The organism is Roseicyclus amphidinii (assembly GCF_030163755.1).
GTDB classification, from domain to species: domain Bacteria; phylum Pseudomonadota; class Alphaproteobacteria; order Rhodobacterales; family Rhodobacteraceae; genus Roseicyclus; species Roseicyclus amphidinii.
The window spans coordinates 1-15,465 of sequence record NZ_JASJOE010000008.1 but is presented as its reverse complement, the minus strand read 5'-3'; the positions used below and the strand labels follow the sequence as shown (position 1 = coordinate 15,465).

The 15,465-nt window shown below is 68.7% G+C and carries 14 protein-coding genes; 5 read left to right on the top strand and 9 right to left on the bottom strand.

What is annotated here, in order from left to right:
- Window positions 1-132: 132 nt before the first annotated feature.
- The 3 genes from QQK83_RS04335 to rpsO all read right to left on the bottom strand — a co-directional run bounded on the left by QQK83_RS04335 (window position 133) and on the right by rpsO (window position 3,615).
- Window positions 133-666 carry a hypothetical protein gene (locus QQK83_RS04335; RefSeq protein WP_284262028.1) on the bottom strand — a complete coding sequence of 178 codons (534 nt, stop codon included), beginning with the start codon at window positions 664-666 and terminating at the stop codon, window positions 133-135.
- A 266-nt stretch (window positions 667-932) separates the two neighbouring features.
- Window positions 933-3,068 (bottom strand): polyribonucleotide nucleotidyltransferase, encoded by a 2,136-nt coding sequence (pnp, locus tag QQK83_RS04330; RefSeq protein ID WP_284262026.1) that lies wholly within the window; start codon window positions 3,066-3,068, stop codon window positions 933-935.
- Between the two features lie 277 nt (window positions 3,069-3,345).
- Window positions 3,346-3,615: a 30S ribosomal protein S15 gene (rpsO, locus tag QQK83_RS04325; RefSeq protein ID WP_284262024.1), complete on the bottom strand. Its 270-nt coding sequence runs from the start codon at window positions 3,613-3,615 to the stop codon at window positions 3,346-3,348.
- A gap of 432 nt (window positions 3,616-4,047) precedes the next feature.
- Between rpsO and QQK83_RS04320 the strand changes: the two genes are divergently transcribed.
- Entirely contained in the window at window positions 4,048-5,730 is a 1,683-nt protein-coding gene (locus tag QQK83_RS04320; protein ID WP_284262022.1) for a calcium-binding protein, read from the top strand.
- Here the strand turns inward: QQK83_RS04320 and QQK83_RS04315 are convergent.
- The 4 genes from QQK83_RS04315 to rbfA are packed head-to-tail and all read right to left on the bottom strand — an operon-like array spanning window position 5,727 to window position 8,414.
- Window positions 5,727-6,254: a DUF1643 domain-containing protein gene (locus QQK83_RS04315; RefSeq protein ID WP_284262020.1), complete on the bottom strand. Its 528-nt coding sequence runs from the start codon at window positions 6,252-6,254 to the stop codon at window positions 5,727-5,729. The genes QQK83_RS04320 and QQK83_RS04315 overlap by 4 nt on opposite strands.
- 49 nt (window positions 6,255-6,303) lie before the next feature.
- Window positions 6,304-7,209, bottom strand: a complete 906-nt coding sequence (truB, locus tag QQK83_RS04310) for a tRNA pseudouridine(55) synthase TruB (RefSeq protein WP_284262017.1) — start codon at window positions 7,207-7,209, stop codon at window positions 6,304-6,306.
- 33 nt (window positions 7,210-7,242) lie between these two features.
- On the bottom strand, window positions 7,243-7,983 hold the full coding sequence (locus tag QQK83_RS04305; protein ID WP_284262016.1) for a phosphodiester glycosidase family protein: 741 nt from the start codon (window positions 7,981-7,983) through the stop codon (window positions 7,243-7,245).
- A complete protein-coding gene (rbfA, locus tag QQK83_RS04300; protein ID WP_284262014.1) occupies window positions 7,980-8,414 on the bottom strand; it encodes a 30S ribosome-binding factor RbfA in 435 nt (144 codons plus the stop codon). Before rbfA ends, QQK83_RS04305 begins: the two co-directional genes overlap by 4 nt.
- 123 nt (window positions 8,415-8,537) lie before the next feature.
- Here rbfA and dapB point away from each other — a divergent pair, with 123 nt between their 5' ends.
- Both dapB and QQK83_RS04290 read left to right on the top strand, forming a co-directional pair.
- Entirely contained in the window at window positions 8,538-9,350 is an 813-nt protein-coding gene (dapB, locus tag QQK83_RS04295; RefSeq protein WP_284262012.1) for a 4-hydroxy-tetrahydrodipicolinate reductase, read from the top strand.
- Window positions 9,351-9,415: 65 nt separating this feature from the next.
- A complete protein-coding gene (locus QQK83_RS04290) occupies window positions 9,416-9,790 on the top strand; it encodes a dihydrodipicolinate reductase (RefSeq protein ID WP_284262010.1) in 375 nt (124 codons plus the stop codon).
- Between the two features lie 3 nt (window positions 9,791-9,793).
- Here the strand turns inward: QQK83_RS04290 and QQK83_RS04285 are convergent, their stop codons facing one another.
- On the bottom strand, window positions 9,794-10,768 hold the full coding sequence (locus tag QQK83_RS04285; RefSeq protein ID WP_284262008.1) for a quinone oxidoreductase family protein: 975 nt from the start codon (window positions 10,766-10,768) through the stop codon (window positions 9,794-9,796).
- Window positions 10,769-10,889: 121 nt separating this feature from the next.
- Here QQK83_RS04285 and lysA point away from each other — a divergent pair, with 121 nt between their 5' ends.
- Both lysA and QQK83_RS04275 read left to right on the top strand, forming a co-directional pair.
- Entirely contained in the window at window positions 10,890-12,155 is a 1,266-nt protein-coding gene (lysA, locus tag QQK83_RS04280; protein WP_284262006.1) for a diaminopimelate decarboxylase, read from the top strand.
- 31 nt (window positions 12,156-12,186) lie between these two features.
- Window positions 12,187-14,787 carry a DUF4175 domain-containing protein gene (locus tag QQK83_RS04275; RefSeq protein ID WP_284262004.1) on the top strand — a complete coding sequence of 867 codons (2,601 nt, stop codon included), beginning with the start codon at window positions 12,187-12,189 and terminating at the stop codon, window positions 14,785-14,787.
- A 21-nt stretch (window positions 14,788-14,808) separates the two neighbouring features.
- On the opposite strand, the gene QQK83_RS04270 is transcribed toward QQK83_RS04275, so the two are convergent.
- The coding region (locus QQK83_RS04270; RefSeq protein ID WP_284262002.1) for a hypothetical protein at window positions 14,809-15,465 on the bottom strand (657 nt) is incomplete at its 5' end.

The following is a 15,465-nucleotide window of genomic DNA, read 5'->3' as shown; positions in this document are numbered from 1 at the left end:
AAGCCTTTCGCAGATATAGCAACGTGCTACAGCCCAGAACTGACATCTGAGAGCGATGATCAATGCTGCGGGCACACTCCGAATTGCCACCATTCGGTATGAGTGCAAAAACTGGACCGGCGAATCCTGCTTCTATTCGGTATCAGCAAATGCGTTTGCAATGCCTTCGCTCCAAGCAACGAGCACCTCATGCCTGCCAGCACAATTGAGTAGATTGACGCGATCTTGTAACCAAAGTCTTTCTAAGTCACCCTGCGTGACCACCTCGAGCGGTATCGGTATCGGTGCTTCACAAGGTTGCGTAGCAATTCTTGGTGGTACGGGGATGTTCAATCCAAACACTGGCAGGCTACTGGCAGCTGCATCGGTTAACGACGGTGGATCAGAAGGGTTATTCAGAACCGTGACTGCCCACTCTCGCAATGCGGTTGTGTCTTCATCCGATGGTGCGGCAGTCAATATTGAGATTGCCAGAGGGGTGACAGATGCAGCTGTCAGTTGCCTGGTCCTTTCCGAGTTCCACATAAATAGAGCTAAGGCGACGACCAGCGGGACGAGGACAGAGCCGACAACCTTGCCCATTATTTCTGCCTTGTCCCAGTAGTCTTTTTGTTTAGTCCCTTCTGCCAATTCACAACTCCCAACTACCTTGTAGATCGTTTGCAAGCATTGTCCGAGAACCTATCATAATCTAAATGTAGGCTTCACGAAAAATTGGTTTGGGCCCTTGCGCGAGAAGTGATCCAGCATTCGCCCAGCACGCCGCTGATGCTGCATTAGCCAACGGGCATGGGTGGCAGGTGCCAACGGCAGGAAAGTCCACATACCAGCCCCCCACCCCAACCCAACCGGCAAGCACCCCCCCCAACGCAAACGGGCGCGTCCGTTTCCGAACGCGCCCGCCTGTCATGCGGCAAGTCAGAACCCGCGGATCACTCCGCGTCTTCCGCCTGCTTCTCCAGCTCCTGACCGGTCTCCTGGTCGACCATCTTCATCGCAAGGCGCACCTTGCCGCGGTCGTCGAAGCCCAGCAGCTTGACCCAGACCTCCTGACCTTCCTTCAGAACGTCCGAAGGATGGTTCAGGCGCTTGTTCTCGATCTGGGACACATGCACCAGACCGTCGCGCTTGCCGAAGAAGTTCACGAAGGCGCCGAAATCGACGATCTTCACGACCTTGCCCTTGTAGATCTTGCCTTCCTCGGGCTCGGCCACGATCGAGTAGATCATGTCATAGGCCTTCTGGATGGCTTCACCGTTCGGCGAGGCGATCTTGATGATGCCGTCGTCGTTGATGTCGACCTTGGCGCCCGAGACCTCGACGATCTCGCGGATCACCTTGCCGCCCGAGCCGATCACTTCGCGGATCTTGTCGGTCGGGATCTGCATCGTCTCGATGCGCGGCGCGTGGACCGAGAAGGCCGCGGCCGAGGTCAGCGCCTTGGCCATCTCGCCCAGGATGTGCATCCGGCCGGCCTTGGCCTGTGCCAGGGCGGCCTTCATGATCTCGGGCGTGATGCCCGCGACCTTGATGTCCATCTGCAGCGAGGTGATGCCGTTCTCGGTGCCCGCGACCTTGAAGTCCATGTCGCCGAGGTGATCCTCGTCGCCCAGGATATCGGTCAGGATGCCGTAGGAGCCGTCCTCTTCCAGCACGAGGCCCATCGCCACACCGGCGACCGGCGCCTTCAGCGGCACGCCCGCGTCCATCATCGACAGCGAGCCGCCGCAGACGGAGGCCATCGAGGAAGAGCCGTTCGATTCCGTGATCTCCGACACGACGCGGATCGTGTAGGGGAAATCGGTCGGTGCGGGCAGCACGGCCTGAAGCGCGCGCCATGCCAGCTTGCCGTGGCCGATCTCACGGCGGCCGGGCGAGCCCACGCGGCCAACCTCGCCCACCGAGTAGGGGGGGAAGTTGTAATGCAGCATGAAGTTCTGCTTGAAGGTGCCGTGCAGCGCGTCGATGAACTGCTCGTCATCGCCGGTGCCGAGCGTCGTGACCACAAGGCCCTGCGTCTCGCCACGGGTGAACAGCGCCGAGCCATGGGTCCGCGGCAGAACGCTGGTCTGGCAGTCGATCGCCCGCACCTGGTCCAGCGCGCGGCCGTCGATCCGGCGGCCGTTCTTGACCACGTCCGAGCGGAGCACCATCGACTCGAGCTTCTTCAGCGCGGAGCCGAGGTTCGCGTCTTCCAGCTGCTCTTCGGTCAGCGAGGCCTTGATCGCTTCCTTGGCGGCGGCGACGGCTGCGACGCGCTCCTGCTTGTCGGTGATGGCGTAGGCGGCGCGCATCTGCGCCTCGCCCGCGGCCTTCACGACCTCGTAGAGCGCCGAGTAATCCGGCGGCGTGAACTCGAAGGGTTCCTTGGCAGCATCCTCGGCCAGGTCGATGATCAGGTCGATCACCGGCTGGATCTGCTCATGCGCGAAGGTGACCGCGCCGAGCATCTCCTCTTCCGAAAGCTCGTAGGCTTCGGACTCGACCATCATCACCGCGTCCTTGGTGCCCGCGACCACAAGGTCGAGGCGCTGGTCGGGTTTGTTGCGCAGGTCGTGCATGTCGTCGACCGCCGGGTTCAGGACGTATTCGCCATCCTCGAAGCCCACGCGGCAGCCCGCGATCGGCCCCATGAAGGGCGCGCCCGAGATGGTCAGCGCCGCCGAGGCCGCGATCATCGCCACGATGTCGGGATCGTTGACAAGGTCATGCGACAGCACGGTGCACATCACCAGCACTTCGTTCTTGAAGCCCGGCACGAACAGCGGGCGGATCGGCCGGTCGATCAGGCGCGCGGTCAGCGTCTCCTTCTCGGTCGGACGCGCCTCGCGCTTGAAGAAGCCGCCGGGCACCTTGCCCGCGGCATAGTATTTTTCCTGGTAGTGGACCGTCAGCGGGAAGAAATCCTGCCCCGGCTTCGGTTCCTTGGCAAAGGTCACGTTGGCCATGACGCTGGTTTCGCCCAGCGTGGCGATGACCGAGCCGTCAGCCTGGCGGGCGACACGCCCGGTTTCCAGCGTGAGCGTCTCTTCGCCCCACTGCATCTCTTTCTTGGTGATATTGAACATCTATCGTTTCCTATCGGGCAGCCCTCCCGGCCCCTGCCGGGTCTGCCGTGTATATGGCGGCCCCATTGCCGCCGACCCCTGTCCTTCGCACAACGCCGGGGTCGAAGCGTTACGTCTCAGATGGGTCGCGCGATACACGAGTTTCCACTGTTTGGAAAGAAGGCAAGTCGCGCCCTGCGTGTGCGCGCCGGGGGCCGCGCGTCCGCCCCGGATGCGAAAAGGCCGCCCGGGATACCCCGCGCGGCCGATCCTTGCACTGCAATGAAGGCGGGTCGCCTCAGCGGCGGATGCCCAGGCGGCCGATCAGGTCCGTGTACCGGCCCTCGTCCTTCGCCTTGAGGTAGTCCAGCAGCTTCCTGCGCTGTGCGACCATCATCAGAAGGCCACGGCGCGAGTGGTTGTCCTTCTTGTGGGTCTTGAAGTGCTCGGTCAGCGTGGCGATGCGGCTCGTGAGGATCGCAACCTGGACTTCCGGCGAACCGGTGTCGCCTTCCTTGGTTGCGAATTCCTTCATCAGGCGCTGTTTTTCTTCGACGGTGATCGACATCGGGGTCTCCTTTTCGGGTGATGGCACAAGCCGGGATGTCGTCCAGCAGGGCCCATGGAGGGGATGCGCCACCTTCGGCGCGGATGCGGGCGTATAGGCCCCTTCGACCGGTTTGAAAAGAGCCATGGCCGCAGATCCCGCCCCCGCAGCGCCCCGAGCGGCCCCGAAACGCCCCATCGCGGCGCATTCGACGCAGGTTCGATACGTTTTCGACGGATCTTCCGGCCGGATCTTCAGGTTTTCTAAGTTTCGAAGGATAAGGTGGCACGGGGGCGGCCGCTTGCGATTCGCTTGTCCCCGGTCCGCATCGCGCCCTCCGTGGCCCGGTGCCTTCGTCAGAAGACGATCCCTGCCGCGCAGAACGCGCAGAGATGTCACGACGAAGAGCACGAGGGGCGCGTCATGTTTGCGCTAGGTGGAATTCTCCTTTTGATGGCGATCGGCTTCGCGGCCAGCGGCATGGTGACCGACGGCGGCGGCGACACGCCCGAGCCCGAGGGCGGCGGTGCGGATGACGGGACACATGCGCCCGACGACCCGGACGGCCACGGCCGGATCGAGGGGTCGGCCCTGGCCGACCTGCTCTTCGGCACGGAAGACGCCGACACCCTCGCCGCGGGCGCGGGCGACGACACGCTCCACGGCGACGCGGGCGACGACAGCCTCATGGGCGAGGCGGGCGCAGACAGCCTGGACGGCGGCGCCGGGGCCGACACGCTCGACGGCGGGGACGGAGACGACATCCTGCGCCTCACGCCTGACGACCGGGTGACCGGCGGCGCGGGGGCGGATGTCTTCCGCCTTGACGGCACGCCCGACGCCTCGGGCAGCCCACCGGTCGTCACCGATTTCGAGCCGGGCGTCGATCACCTCGTGATCGAGATCGACGGCACCACGGAACCGCCCCGGATCGGCATCGACAGCACCTCGCACGAGGGGATGACCCTCGTCAGCGCCGATGGCGTCGCCGTGGCGATGCTTCAGGGCACCGAGGCCCTGTCGCTCACCGACATCCTTCTCGACACGGGCGAGGCCCTTGTCCCCGCCACGGCTGACGCCACCGCCGACGCCACCACCGCCGAGGACGAGGCGGAGGACGGGACCAGGGACGCGGATGGCACGGGCGCGGATGGCACCGACGCGGATGGCACCGACGCGGAAAAGACACCCGAGGCCCAGGTCGCCCCCACGCCACCGCCCGACGAACCGACGCCCCCCGCCGATCCAGCAGACCCGGCGGAGCCGGACGGCCCCACGGACCCGCAATCCGATCCGATGCTCGACGGCGGCACCCCCGACGATCTGCTCCGCGCCCGCGTCGAGATGGCCGACCAGCTCGGCCCGGTCACCGAGGATGCCCTCACCGGCGGCTTCGGCGACGACACCCTGACCGGCGGCGCGGGCCAGGACGCGCTCTTCGGCAACGAAGGCAACGACAGCCTTTCCGGCGAAGCCGGGGCCGACGAGATCTACGGCGACACGGGCGACGACACGCTCGCGGGCGGCGACGGCAGCGATTTCCTGTCCGGCGGCGACGGCAACGACGCGCTCGACGGCGGCGACGGGGGCGACATGCTCTTCGGCGGCGACGGCGACGATGCCCTTGCGGGCGGCGCGGGCGACGATCGCCTGCAGGGCGGCTTCGGCGCCGACACGCTTTCGGGCGGCGCGGGCAACGACACGCTGGACGGCACCTTCGGCACCGACGGCGCGACCGGCCCCCGTGACACCGACACGGGCGATAAGCTGGACGGCGGCGCGGGCGATGACGCGATCCTGATCGGCGCGGGCGACACCGCCACCGGCGGCGAAGGGGCCGACAGCTTCCTCGTCGGCAGCCACCTCGAGACCGGCACGGAGGGCGACGGACCTGCAACCGCCCCGGTCGGACAGGTCACCGATTTCGACCCGACGCAAGACCGGATCGAGGTGCTCTACAACCCCGAGGCCGACCCCGAGCCGCGGATCACGGTCGAGGATTTCGCCGATGGCACCGGCGCGCATATCCTGTTCGACGGGCAGGTCATCCTCGACGTGACCGGCGGCCAGGGCCTCGACCCCGCGGCGATCACGCTGCGCGCGGTGACCGTCGCCCCGGCGCCGGACCCGGCCTAGTCGGCCCCCAGCGGCACAGGCTCCCACGGCCGCGGCTGCACGTGATAACCGATGTAGAGCGGGTGCTTGGGATGCCCCGCCTTGCTCAACCCGAGGTGAAACAGCGGCACGTCCAACCCGCGCAGCATCGCCTCGACCTGCGCCCCCCGGCCAAGATGGGCCCCGTGGGTGCCCCAGGCGCAGATCACCTGGTCGGCCCAGCCCGGCGCGGCAAGGATCGCCGCGTCGTTCAGCGGCCCCACCGGATCGGCCGCCGCGCGCATGTCGCGCGGATCGGTCGCGCGCCAGGCAAAGATGTTGAGCACCCGGAACGCGCCGAACCCCAAGGCCCGCGCGCGCCGCTCGCAACGCTCGACGGTGGGATCGTTCTGCAGCTCGGTCGCGGTCGAAGGGTTGAGCATGACGAAGGCCGCGCGCCGCCCCTCCGGCTCCCAGACCCGCGTGAGCGTGTAGCGATAGGCCTCGCAGTCGGAATACTCGGCCACCGAGGCGGCATCGCCCTTCTGGTGGTGTCGCGTGATCATCGCCGCCTCATGTCACCGCAGGCCGCCGCCATCCCCTGCGCCGGGGCCGTCACAGGTTGAACACCCGGTCCGGGTGCAGCTCGCCCGCGCGGTAGCGCCCCACCGCCACCGGCACCCCGTCCGCCGAGGCCCAGGCCAGGTCGCCATACTCCACCGCGCCCGGAAGCACCTGGCCGGGATTGCCGTTGCGCAGCCGCGCGGCCCCCACCTCGGTCGTCTTCAGCTCGGGCAGGTCCGACAGCCCCAGCGCGACAGGGCGCAGAAGCGCGTCGATCTCGGGCGTCTTCGCCAGCGCCTCGATCCGGTCCATCGTCACCGCCTCTTCGATGTCGAAGGGCCCGACCCAGGTCCGCCGCAGCCGCAGCACATGACCCAGACAACCCAGCACCGCGCCCAGATCGCGCGCGATGGCGCGCACATAGCCGCCCGAGCCGCAGACGAAATGCAGCTCGGCATGGTCGGCGTCGGGCACCGCCACCAGTTCCAGCGTGTCGACATGCAGATCGCGCGCGGCCAGCTCCATCACCTCGCCCTCGCGGGCAAGGTCATAGGCGCGTTCGCCGTCCACCTTCACCGCCGAGAATTGCGGCGGCACCTGCCGGATATCGCCGATGAATCGCGGCAGGGCGGCGCGGATGGCGGCCTCGTCCGGGCGCGTGTCCGAGGTCTCGAGAACCTCGCCCTCGGCATCGTCGGTGGTGGTCGAAGCCCCCCAGCGCGCGGTGAAATCATAGCCCTTCAGCGCATCGCCCAGGTAGGCGATGGTCTTGGTCGCCTCGCCCAGCGCCACCGGCAGCATGCCCGTGGCCTCGGGGTCGAGCGTGCCGGCATGGCCCGCCTTCTTCGCGTCGAAGGCCCAGCGCAGCTTGTTCACGACCGCGGTCGAGGTCACGCCCGCGGGCTTGTCGACCAGCACCCAGCCCGAAACGTCACGCCCCTTGCGCTTGCGCCCCATGATCCGCCCTCCGTTGGCTGCGAGACGGGCGGGCTACCCATCCGCGGGCGCGGCGTCAACCACCGTGCCGATGATCGGCCCGATCGGCAGGCCGATATCCGCGCGCCCCATGTCCGGCGCATAAAGCCGCGACACGCGCCCGTCGAAATACAGTGCCTGCGGCACGCCCAGGTGATCGCGGAAGAACCGCGCGAAATGGTGGAAGTTCACCGGCTCGTCCGAGATCACGAGGTGCAGGGTCTGCCCGCTCTCGTCAACGCCCGCACCGTTGCGGATGTTGCGGCTTGTCCCGTCCGGCAGGAACCGCGGGTGCAGCGCGCCGTCGATCACCAGCATCGGCCCCGACTGCGTCGCATCACGGCAGGCGGGCGGCGCTTCGGCGAAGGCGCGGCTTTCGACGATCCGGGCGCGGCCCTCCATCAGGCACAGCACCCCGTTCGGCAAAAGCCCGAAGTTGCCCGGCCCGTCCGAGGTGATGACCCGCATCTCCTCGACGCCGTTCTCGACGTAATGGCCCACGGGCGAGCGGTCGTCGTGGAACATGCCCGCGTTCATCGCCATGCCCAGCCGCTTGCCCGGCGGAAGCGCCGCCTCGACCCGGCCGAAACTGCCGTAGATCGCGCCCTCGGCATCGCGCAGGAACAGCCGCGTTTCCGTCTGCGCCAGGTCGATCCGGCAGGCGGTGAAGGATGCGCCATCGAACACCACCTCTTCGCAGGCCGCGGCGGCCTGTCCCGCGGACAGGGCCAGGGCAAGGACCAGCGCGCGGATCACGCTTCGCCCTCCGGCTCCCCGTCGCCGCTCTCGTCGCCGCCCTCGATGTCGCGGCGCACGTCCTCGCGCTGGAACAGCGCGCGGGTCTCGTCCATCCGGTCGAAGCTCACGTCGATGACGAAGCGCAGGTCGGGCGCGAACTTCAGCGTCATCTCGCGCATGATCAGCCGACGCAGCTCTCCGCGGTTGCGCTTCAGCGCCTGGATCGCATCCTCGCGCCCGCCGCCGCCCAGCGGCATCACGTAGACGGTGGCGATCTTCAGATCGGGCGAGGTCCGCACCTCGCCCACCGTGATCGACATGGCGTTCAACTCCGGGTCATGCACATCGCCCCGCGCCAGCACCGACGAGAGCGTGCGGCGGATCAATTCCCCCACCCTCAGCTGACGCTGCGACGGGCCTGCGCCCTCGGTATGCCTGTTCTTCGCCATGGCCCTGCCTGTCTATCCCTGCCCCCGCACTTATGGGACCAAGGGCCATCCCGCAAGCGACCGCTTTCACGCAGGGCGCGCATCCGCTATCAGCGGGGCCGGACAGACAGACGGAGCAGGGCCATGACGGACAGCATCGGCATCGCGGTGATGGGCGCCTCGGGGCGCATGGGGCAGATGCTGATCGAGACGATCACTGCCTCGGACAAGGCGCATCTCTGCGCCGTCACCGAGCGGCCCGGCCATGACTGGGTGGGCCGCGACCTCGGGCAGGCGATGGGCGGGGCCGCCACCGGCGTGCGCGTCTACGACGACCCGCTCGAGGCGATCGTGAACGCGCAAGCCATCATCGACTTCACCTCGCCCGAGGCGACGGTCGCCCACGCCCAGCTGACCGCGCAGGCGCGCACCGTCCATGTGATCGGCACCACCGGCTTCACCGAGGAGCATATCGCGGCCCTCGACGCCGCCGCGCGCCATGCCGTGATCGTTCGCGCGGGCAACATGAGCCTCGGCGTGAACCTTCTGACGCGGCTGGCGCAGGAAGTGGCCCACGCGCTCGACGCCGATTTCGACGTCGAGATCGTCGAGGCGCACCACCGCCACAAGGTCGACGCCCCCTCCGGCACCGCGCTGATGCTGGGCGAGGCCGTCGCCCGCGGCCGCGGCGTGACCCTGTCCGAGGTGACCGACAGCGGCCGCGACGGCATCACCGGCGCACGCCGCCGCGGCGACATCGGCTTTGCCGCGATCCGCGGCGGCGACGTGGTGGGCGAACATGACGTGATCTTCGCCGCCGACGGCGAGCGGATCGTTCTGCGCCACATCGCCACCGACCGGGGCATCTTCGCGCGCGGCGCGCTCAAGGCCGCGCTCTGGGGCCAGGGCCGCGACCCGGGGCATTACTCGATGATGAGCGTGCTCGGCCTCGGCTGAACGCTTGATTTGGCGCGGCCCCTGTCTACCTCACCCTGCGACAGATTGGACAGGGATGCCGCGACATGCACCGAAGAACCGCCTTCGCAACCGCGCTGGCAAGCTCCTGGCTGGCCATGATGACCGCCGCGCCCGCCCAAGCCGAGGAGTTCCGCGCCGTCCAGAGCCTCGACCGCTTCGTCGCGCTCACCAATGGCCGTGACCTCCGCCGCTTCGGCATCCGGGTGCAGGTCACGCCCGACGGCCAGATCGAGGGCCGCGCCTTCGGCAGCCCCGTCACCGGCGCATGGACATGGGACGGCGGCTATTTCTGCCGCGATCTCTACTGGGGGGGCGACGACCTCGGCTACAACTGCCAGCTCGTCGAGGAGAACGGCGACACGCTCCGCTTTACCAGCGATCGCGGTGCGGGCATCTTCGCCGATCTCACCCTGCGCTAGGCCCTACGGCAACAGCACCGTCTGGCCCGTCGTCTGCCGCGCCTCAAGCGCGCGATGCGCCTCGGCCACGTCCTCCAGCGGGAAGCGCTGGTCGATGCGGATCTTCACGGCCCCCGAAGTCACCTTGTCGAACAGCTCCGCCGCCATCTGCTGACAGGTGGCGTGATCGGCGATATGGGTGAACAGCGTCGGCCGCGTGATCTTGAGCGAGCCCTTCGGCCCCAGGATGCCAAGGTTGAACGGTGGTACCGGGCCCGAGGCATTGCCGAAGGAAATCATCATCCCCAAGGGCTTCAGCGAGTTCAGCGAGCCGTCGAACGTATCCGCGCCGACGGCGTCCATCACCACGTCGACACCCTTGCCGCCCGTCAGCTCCTGCACCTTGGCGGCCCAATCCTCGGTCCGGTAGTTGATGCAGGCATCCGCCCCGTGCTCGAGCGCCAGCTGGCATTTCTCGTCCGTGCCCGCCGTGCCGATCAGGCGGATGCCCTCGCTTTTCGCCCATTGGCAAGCGATCAGGCCCACACCGCCCGCCGCCGCGTGGAACAGCACCGTGTCGCCCTTGGCGATGGGCGTGGTGCGGCGGAACAGGTATTGCACCGTCAGCCCCTTCAGCATCATCGCCGCCCCTTCCTCGAAGGAGATGCCATCGGGCAGCGGGCAGACCTGCGCGGCCTTCATCACGCGGGCCTGCGTGTAGGCTCCGGGCGGGGCCGAGGCATAGGCGGCACGGTCACCCACCTTCAGATGCGTCACACCCTCGCCCACCGCCTCGACCACGCCCGCGGCCTCCATGCCCAGCGCCTGCGGCATCTCCAGCGGATACAGCCCGGTGCGCTGGTAGACGTCGATGAAGTTCAGCCCGCAGGCCTCGTGCCGGATGCGGATCTCGCCCGGCCCCGGCTCGCCCACCTCGCGGTCCACGATGCGGAACTTCTCCGGCCCGCCCGGTTCCTCGATGATCGCCGTCTTCGCCATTCTGGCCTCCCTCAATTCCCTGCGCGCGAAGGTAACCGTCCGCGGCGCGGCGTCCAGCCTCTTTGATACGGCCCGCGCCCGTGCTACCTGCCGCGCGGACCAACGGACAGGACAGCGCACGATGGATCATTTTCTCTACCGAGGCGGCATCCTCTGTGCCGAGGACGTGTCGATCCCCGAGATCGCCGAGACGGTCGGAACCCCCTTCTATGTCTATTCCTGCGCGACGCTGACGCGGCATTACCAGCTTTTCAAGGAGGCGCTCGAGGGCATCGACAACCTCGTCTGCTTCGCCATGAAGGCGAATTCCAACCAGGCCGTCATCGCCCATCTGGCGAACCTCGGCGCGGGGATGGACGTGGTCTCGGGCGGCGAATACCTGCGCGCGAAAGCGGCGGGCGTGCCGGGCGAGCGGATCGTGTTCTCCGGCGTCGGCAAGACGCGCGAGGAGATGCGGACGGCGCTCACCGGCGGCATCCGGCAGTTCAACGTCGAAAGCGAGCCCGAGATGGTCGCGCTGTCCGAGGTCGCAACCTCCCTCGGCCTGACCGCTCCCATCACCATCCGCGTGAACCCCGACGTGGATGCAAAGACCCACGAGAAGATCGCCACCGGCAAATCCGAGAACAAGTTCGGCATCCCCATCGCCAAGGCCCCTGCCGTCTATGCCATGGCCGCCAGCCTTCCGGGGATCGAGGTGGTGGGCATCGACGTCCACATCGGCAGCCAGCTGACCGAGCTGGAGCCCTTCCGCCTCGCCTATGAAAAGGTGAAGGAGCTGACCCTCCAGCTCAGGGCCGAGGGGCACGACATCCGCCGCCTCGACCTCGGCGGGGGCCTCGGCATTCCTTACGAGCGGTCCAACACCGCCCCGCCGCTGCCCACCGAATACGGCGCCCTCATCAAGGAGGTGGTCGGCGACCTGGGTGTCGAGGTCGAGATCGAACCGGGCCGCCTGATCGCGGGCAACGCCGGTATCCTCGTGTCCTCCGTCGTCTACGTGAAAGAGGGGGAGGGGCGCGATTTCCTGATCCTCGATGCCGCGATGAACGACCTTGTCCGCCCCGCGATGTATGGCGCGTGGCACGATATCGTGCCGGTCGTGGAACCCGCGCCGGGCGTCGAACAGCGCCCCTATGACATCGTCGGCCCGGTCTGCGAGTCGGGCGACACCTTCGCCAAGCAACGCCAGATGCCCCCCCTGTCCGAGGGCGATCTGGTCGCCTTCCGCAGCGCCGGGGCCTATGGCGCGGTCATGTCCAGCGAATACAACACGCGCCCCCTGATCCCCGAGGTTCTGGTCAAGGACGATCACGTCGCCGTCATCCGGGCGCGCCCATCATTTGACGAGATCATAAACCGAGATACAGTTCCCGAGTGGGTATGACCCACGGGGCACGCCGCCCCCGAAAGGGACCATGACACGGACCTCCCCAGCCGAACGGGCGCTTGCGCGCCTGATCTGGCCCTTGCGCCTGACCCGTGCCGGCATGGTGGCCGAGCGCGCAACGCGCGCCTTCTGGCCGGTCTGGTCGCTGATCTTCGCCACCGTCGCGGCCTTCGCCTTCGGCCTGCCCGCGCAGGTGCCGCCCGTCTGGCTCTGGGCCGGGCTCGGCGTGGTCGCCCTTCTCCTGGCCGCGACCATCGCCCGCGGCGTGATGCGGTTCCGCATGCCGAGCCGGGAGGAGGCGCTGGACCGCCTCGACCGCACGCTTCCCGGCCGCCCGATCTCGACCCTGCTCGATCAGCCCGCCATCGGCGGCTCCGATCCCGCCACGCAATCCGTCTGGGCCGCCCACCTGCAGAGGATGGAGGCCCGCGCCGCCACCGCCCGCGCGCCCGAGCCGGACCTGCGCCTGTCGCGCCAGGACCCCTACGCGCTGCGCTACGTCGCGGCCACGGCGCTTGCCATGGCGCTTCTTTTCGGCACGCTCGGCCGCGTGTCCGAGGTGGGCGATGTCGTGAACCTCGGCGCAGGCCCTGCCGTCGCCTCCGGCCCCTCGTGGGAGGGGTGGGTCGAGCCGCCGCTCTACACCGGCCTGCCGTCGCTCTACCTCAACGAGATCACCGCGCCCGAGTTCGAAACCCCCGAAGGCTCGCGCATCACCTTCCGCAGCTACGGCGAGCCGGGCAGCATCTCGATCACCACCGATGTCGGCCCGATGCCGACCGAGGATGCCGACAGCTACGCCCAATCCGTCACCGTCGAGCAATCCGGCACCTTCACCGTGAACGGCCCGATGGGCCGCAGCTGGAACATCTCCGTGCGCGCGGACGCGGCCCCCGCCGTGGCTCTTGACGGCGAGGTCGAGGGCGAACCGCCCGGCCAGATGCAATTCGCATTCACCGCCACCGACGATTACGGCGTGACCTCGGGCACCGCCCATATCCGGCTCGACCCCGACCGCGCCGACCGCCGCTACGGCCTTGCCGTCGACCCCGAACCGCGCGAGGCGCTGGTCCTCGACCTGCCCATGCCCTTCCGCGGCAGCCGCGCCGAATTCACCGAGGTCCTGCTCGAGGACCTGTCGCAGCACCCCTTCGCCAACCTGCCCGTCAGCATGGTCCTCACCGTCACCGACGAGGCGGGCCAGATCGGCACCGTCAGCTACGACATCCCCCGCCTGCCCGGCCGCCGCTTCTTCGACCCGATGGCGAATGCGCTCATCGAGATGCGCCGCGACATCCTCTGGAGCCGCGAGAATGCCACCCGCGCCGCCCAGATCCTGCGCGCGATCACCTGGTCCCCCGAGGACGATCTCGACAACGGCGTCTACCTGCAGATCCGCAGCGCGATCCGGCGGCTTGAATCCGGCGTCGACAGCATCTCGACCGAAACCCGCGACCAGGTGGCCGAGATCCTCTGGAACGCCGCGTTGGAGCTCGAGGTCGGCGACCTCGACGACGCGCTCGAGCGGCTGCGCCGCGCGCAGGAGCGCCTGTCCGAGGCGATGCAGCAAGGCGCCAGCGACGAGGAAATCGCCCAGCTCATGCAGGAGCTGCGCGAGGCGATGGACGATTACATGCGCCAGCTGGCCGAGAACGCCCAGCCGGGCGAGGATCGGCCCGACGACGGCGGCGAGCGCATGGAAATGTCCATGGCCGACCTCGAGGAGATGATGCGCCGCATCGAGGAGCTGATGCAGCAAGGCCGGATGGCCGAGGCGCAGGAGATGCTGAACGCGCTCCAGCAGATGCTGGAGAACATGGAGATGACGCAGGGCGGCGAAGGCGGCGACGGGCCGCAAACCCCCGGCGAACAGGCGATGGAGGGGCTGCAGGACACGCTCCGCGACCAGCAGGATCTCAGCGACGACGCCTTCCGCGAGCTGCAGGACCGCCTCAACCCCGGCCGCCCCCAGCCCGGCCAGCAGCAGGGCCAGCAGCCCGGCCAACAGGGCCAACAGCAGGGCCAACCCGGCCAGCAGGGTCAGGGCCAACAGGGCCAGCAGCAGCCCGGCAGCGGCGGCCAGGACGGCGCGCCCGAGGGGCAGGCACAGGGCGGCGAGAACGGCGAGGGCATGTCGCTTGCCGAACGGCAGGAGGCGCTGCGCCGCCTGCTCGAGCAGCAGCAGGGCCGCCTTCCCGGCACCGGCACCGAGGCGGGCGACGAAGCGCAGCGCCAGCTCGACCGCGCCGGCCGCGCCATGGAAGAGGCCGAGGGCCTTCTGGAAGACGGCGACATCGCCGGCGCGCTCGACGCGCAATCCGAGGCGCTCGAGGCGCTGCGCGAAGGCATGAGCGAACTGGGCCGCGCACTGGCGCAGGAACAGACCGGCGAGCAGCCGGGACAAGGACAGGCCGAGGGCAACATGGCCCCCGACCGCCCGTTGCAGGACCCGCTGGGGCGGCAGGCGGGCAATTCGGGCAGCTTCGGCTCGGACGAGGCGATGGGCGACCGGCAGGAAGCCTCGCGCCGCGCGCGGGAGTTGCTGGACGAGCTGCGCCAACGCTCCGCAGAACAGGACCGCCCCGAGGTCGAACGCGACTACCTGCGCCGCCTGCTCGACCAGTTCTGAGCGGCAGGGCTCAGGGCAGGATCACGCGCCGCCCGCGGCCTCGACCAACCCGCGCGCAAGATCGTCGAGCCAGAACCGCGCGCCGTCCACCGCCGTCTCGAACCGGTCCAGCACCGGGGCGGCCTCGGGCAGATACAGGGCGATCCGCTCGGTATTGCCGTAGACACCCACCGCCCCCGCCGCCAGCGCGATGGCCAGCAGGAACCCGATCCGGGTGCCCCGCCGACGGCGCGGCGCGGTGTCGAGCGTGTCGATATCCGTGGCGTCCTGTTCGGTGCCCGACCGGTCGCGGGTGTCGCGCAGGGTCGAGTTGATCTCGTCGATATCCGGGAACAGGTCCCGCGCCGCCGGGGCCGAGGCATCGGGCGCGAAGGCGTCCTTCGCGGCGTCCAGTTCCGCGCGCCGCCGCGCCCGGTTCGCGTCATCCTGCTCTTCGGAGAGCGGCATCTCGCCCTGCGTCTCCACCGGCGCGGCCTCGGCCTGCCGCAACCGGGCCTCGCGCTCGGCCTCCTCGCGCAGGATGTCGCGCACCTCGGGGTCGATCTCGCGGCGCTGCCGCGGGGGCGGGGGCGGGGCTTCAGGCGGTGCCTCGGCCGGGGCCTGCACGGTGGGCGGCACCACGGCGGCCGCCGCCGCAACAGGGGCCGCGGATGCAGCAGGCGGCCCGGACGGCGCTGG

Coding starts and splice junctions, on each gene's coding strand:
- QQK83_RS04290 (WP_284262010.1), top strand. CDS start 9,416: ATGCACCGAAGAACCGCCTTCGCAACCGCGCTGGCAAGCTCCTGGCTG.
- QQK83_RS04315 (WP_284262020.1), bottom strand. CDS start 6,254: ATGATCACGCGACACCACCAGAAGGGCGATGCCGCCTCGGTGGCCGAG.
- QQK83_RS04320 (WP_284262022.1), top strand. CDS start 4,048: ATGGCGATCGGCTTCGCGGCCAGCGGCATGGTGACCGACGGCGGCGGC.
- QQK83_RS04285 (WP_284262008.1), bottom strand. CDS start 10,768: ATGGCGAAGACGGCGATCATCGAGGAACCGGGCGGGCCGGAGAAGTTC.
- rbfA (WP_284262014.1), bottom strand. CDS start 8,414: ATGGCGAAGAACAGGCATACCGAGGGCGCAGGCCCGTCGCAGCGTCAG.
- dapB (WP_284262012.1), top strand. CDS start 8,538: ATGACGGACAGCATCGGCATCGCGGTGATGGGCGCCTCGGGGCGCATG.
- lysA (WP_284262006.1), top strand. CDS start 10,890: ATGGATCATTTTCTCTACCGAGGCGGCATCCTCTGTGCCGAGGACGTG.
- pnp (WP_284262026.1), bottom strand. CDS start 3,068: ATGTTCAATATCACCAAGAAAGAGATGCAGTGGGGCGAAGAGACGCTC.
- truB (WP_284262017.1), bottom strand. CDS start 7,209: ATGGGGCGCAAGCGCAAGGGGCGTGACGTTTCGGGCTGGGTGCTGGTC.
- rpsO (WP_284262024.1), bottom strand. CDS start 3,615: ATGTCGATCACCGTCGAAGAAAAACAGCGCCTGATGAAGGAATTCGCA.
- QQK83_RS04275 (WP_284262004.1), top strand. CDS start 12,187: ATGACACGGACCTCCCCAGCCGAACGGGCGCTTGCGCGCCTGATCTGG.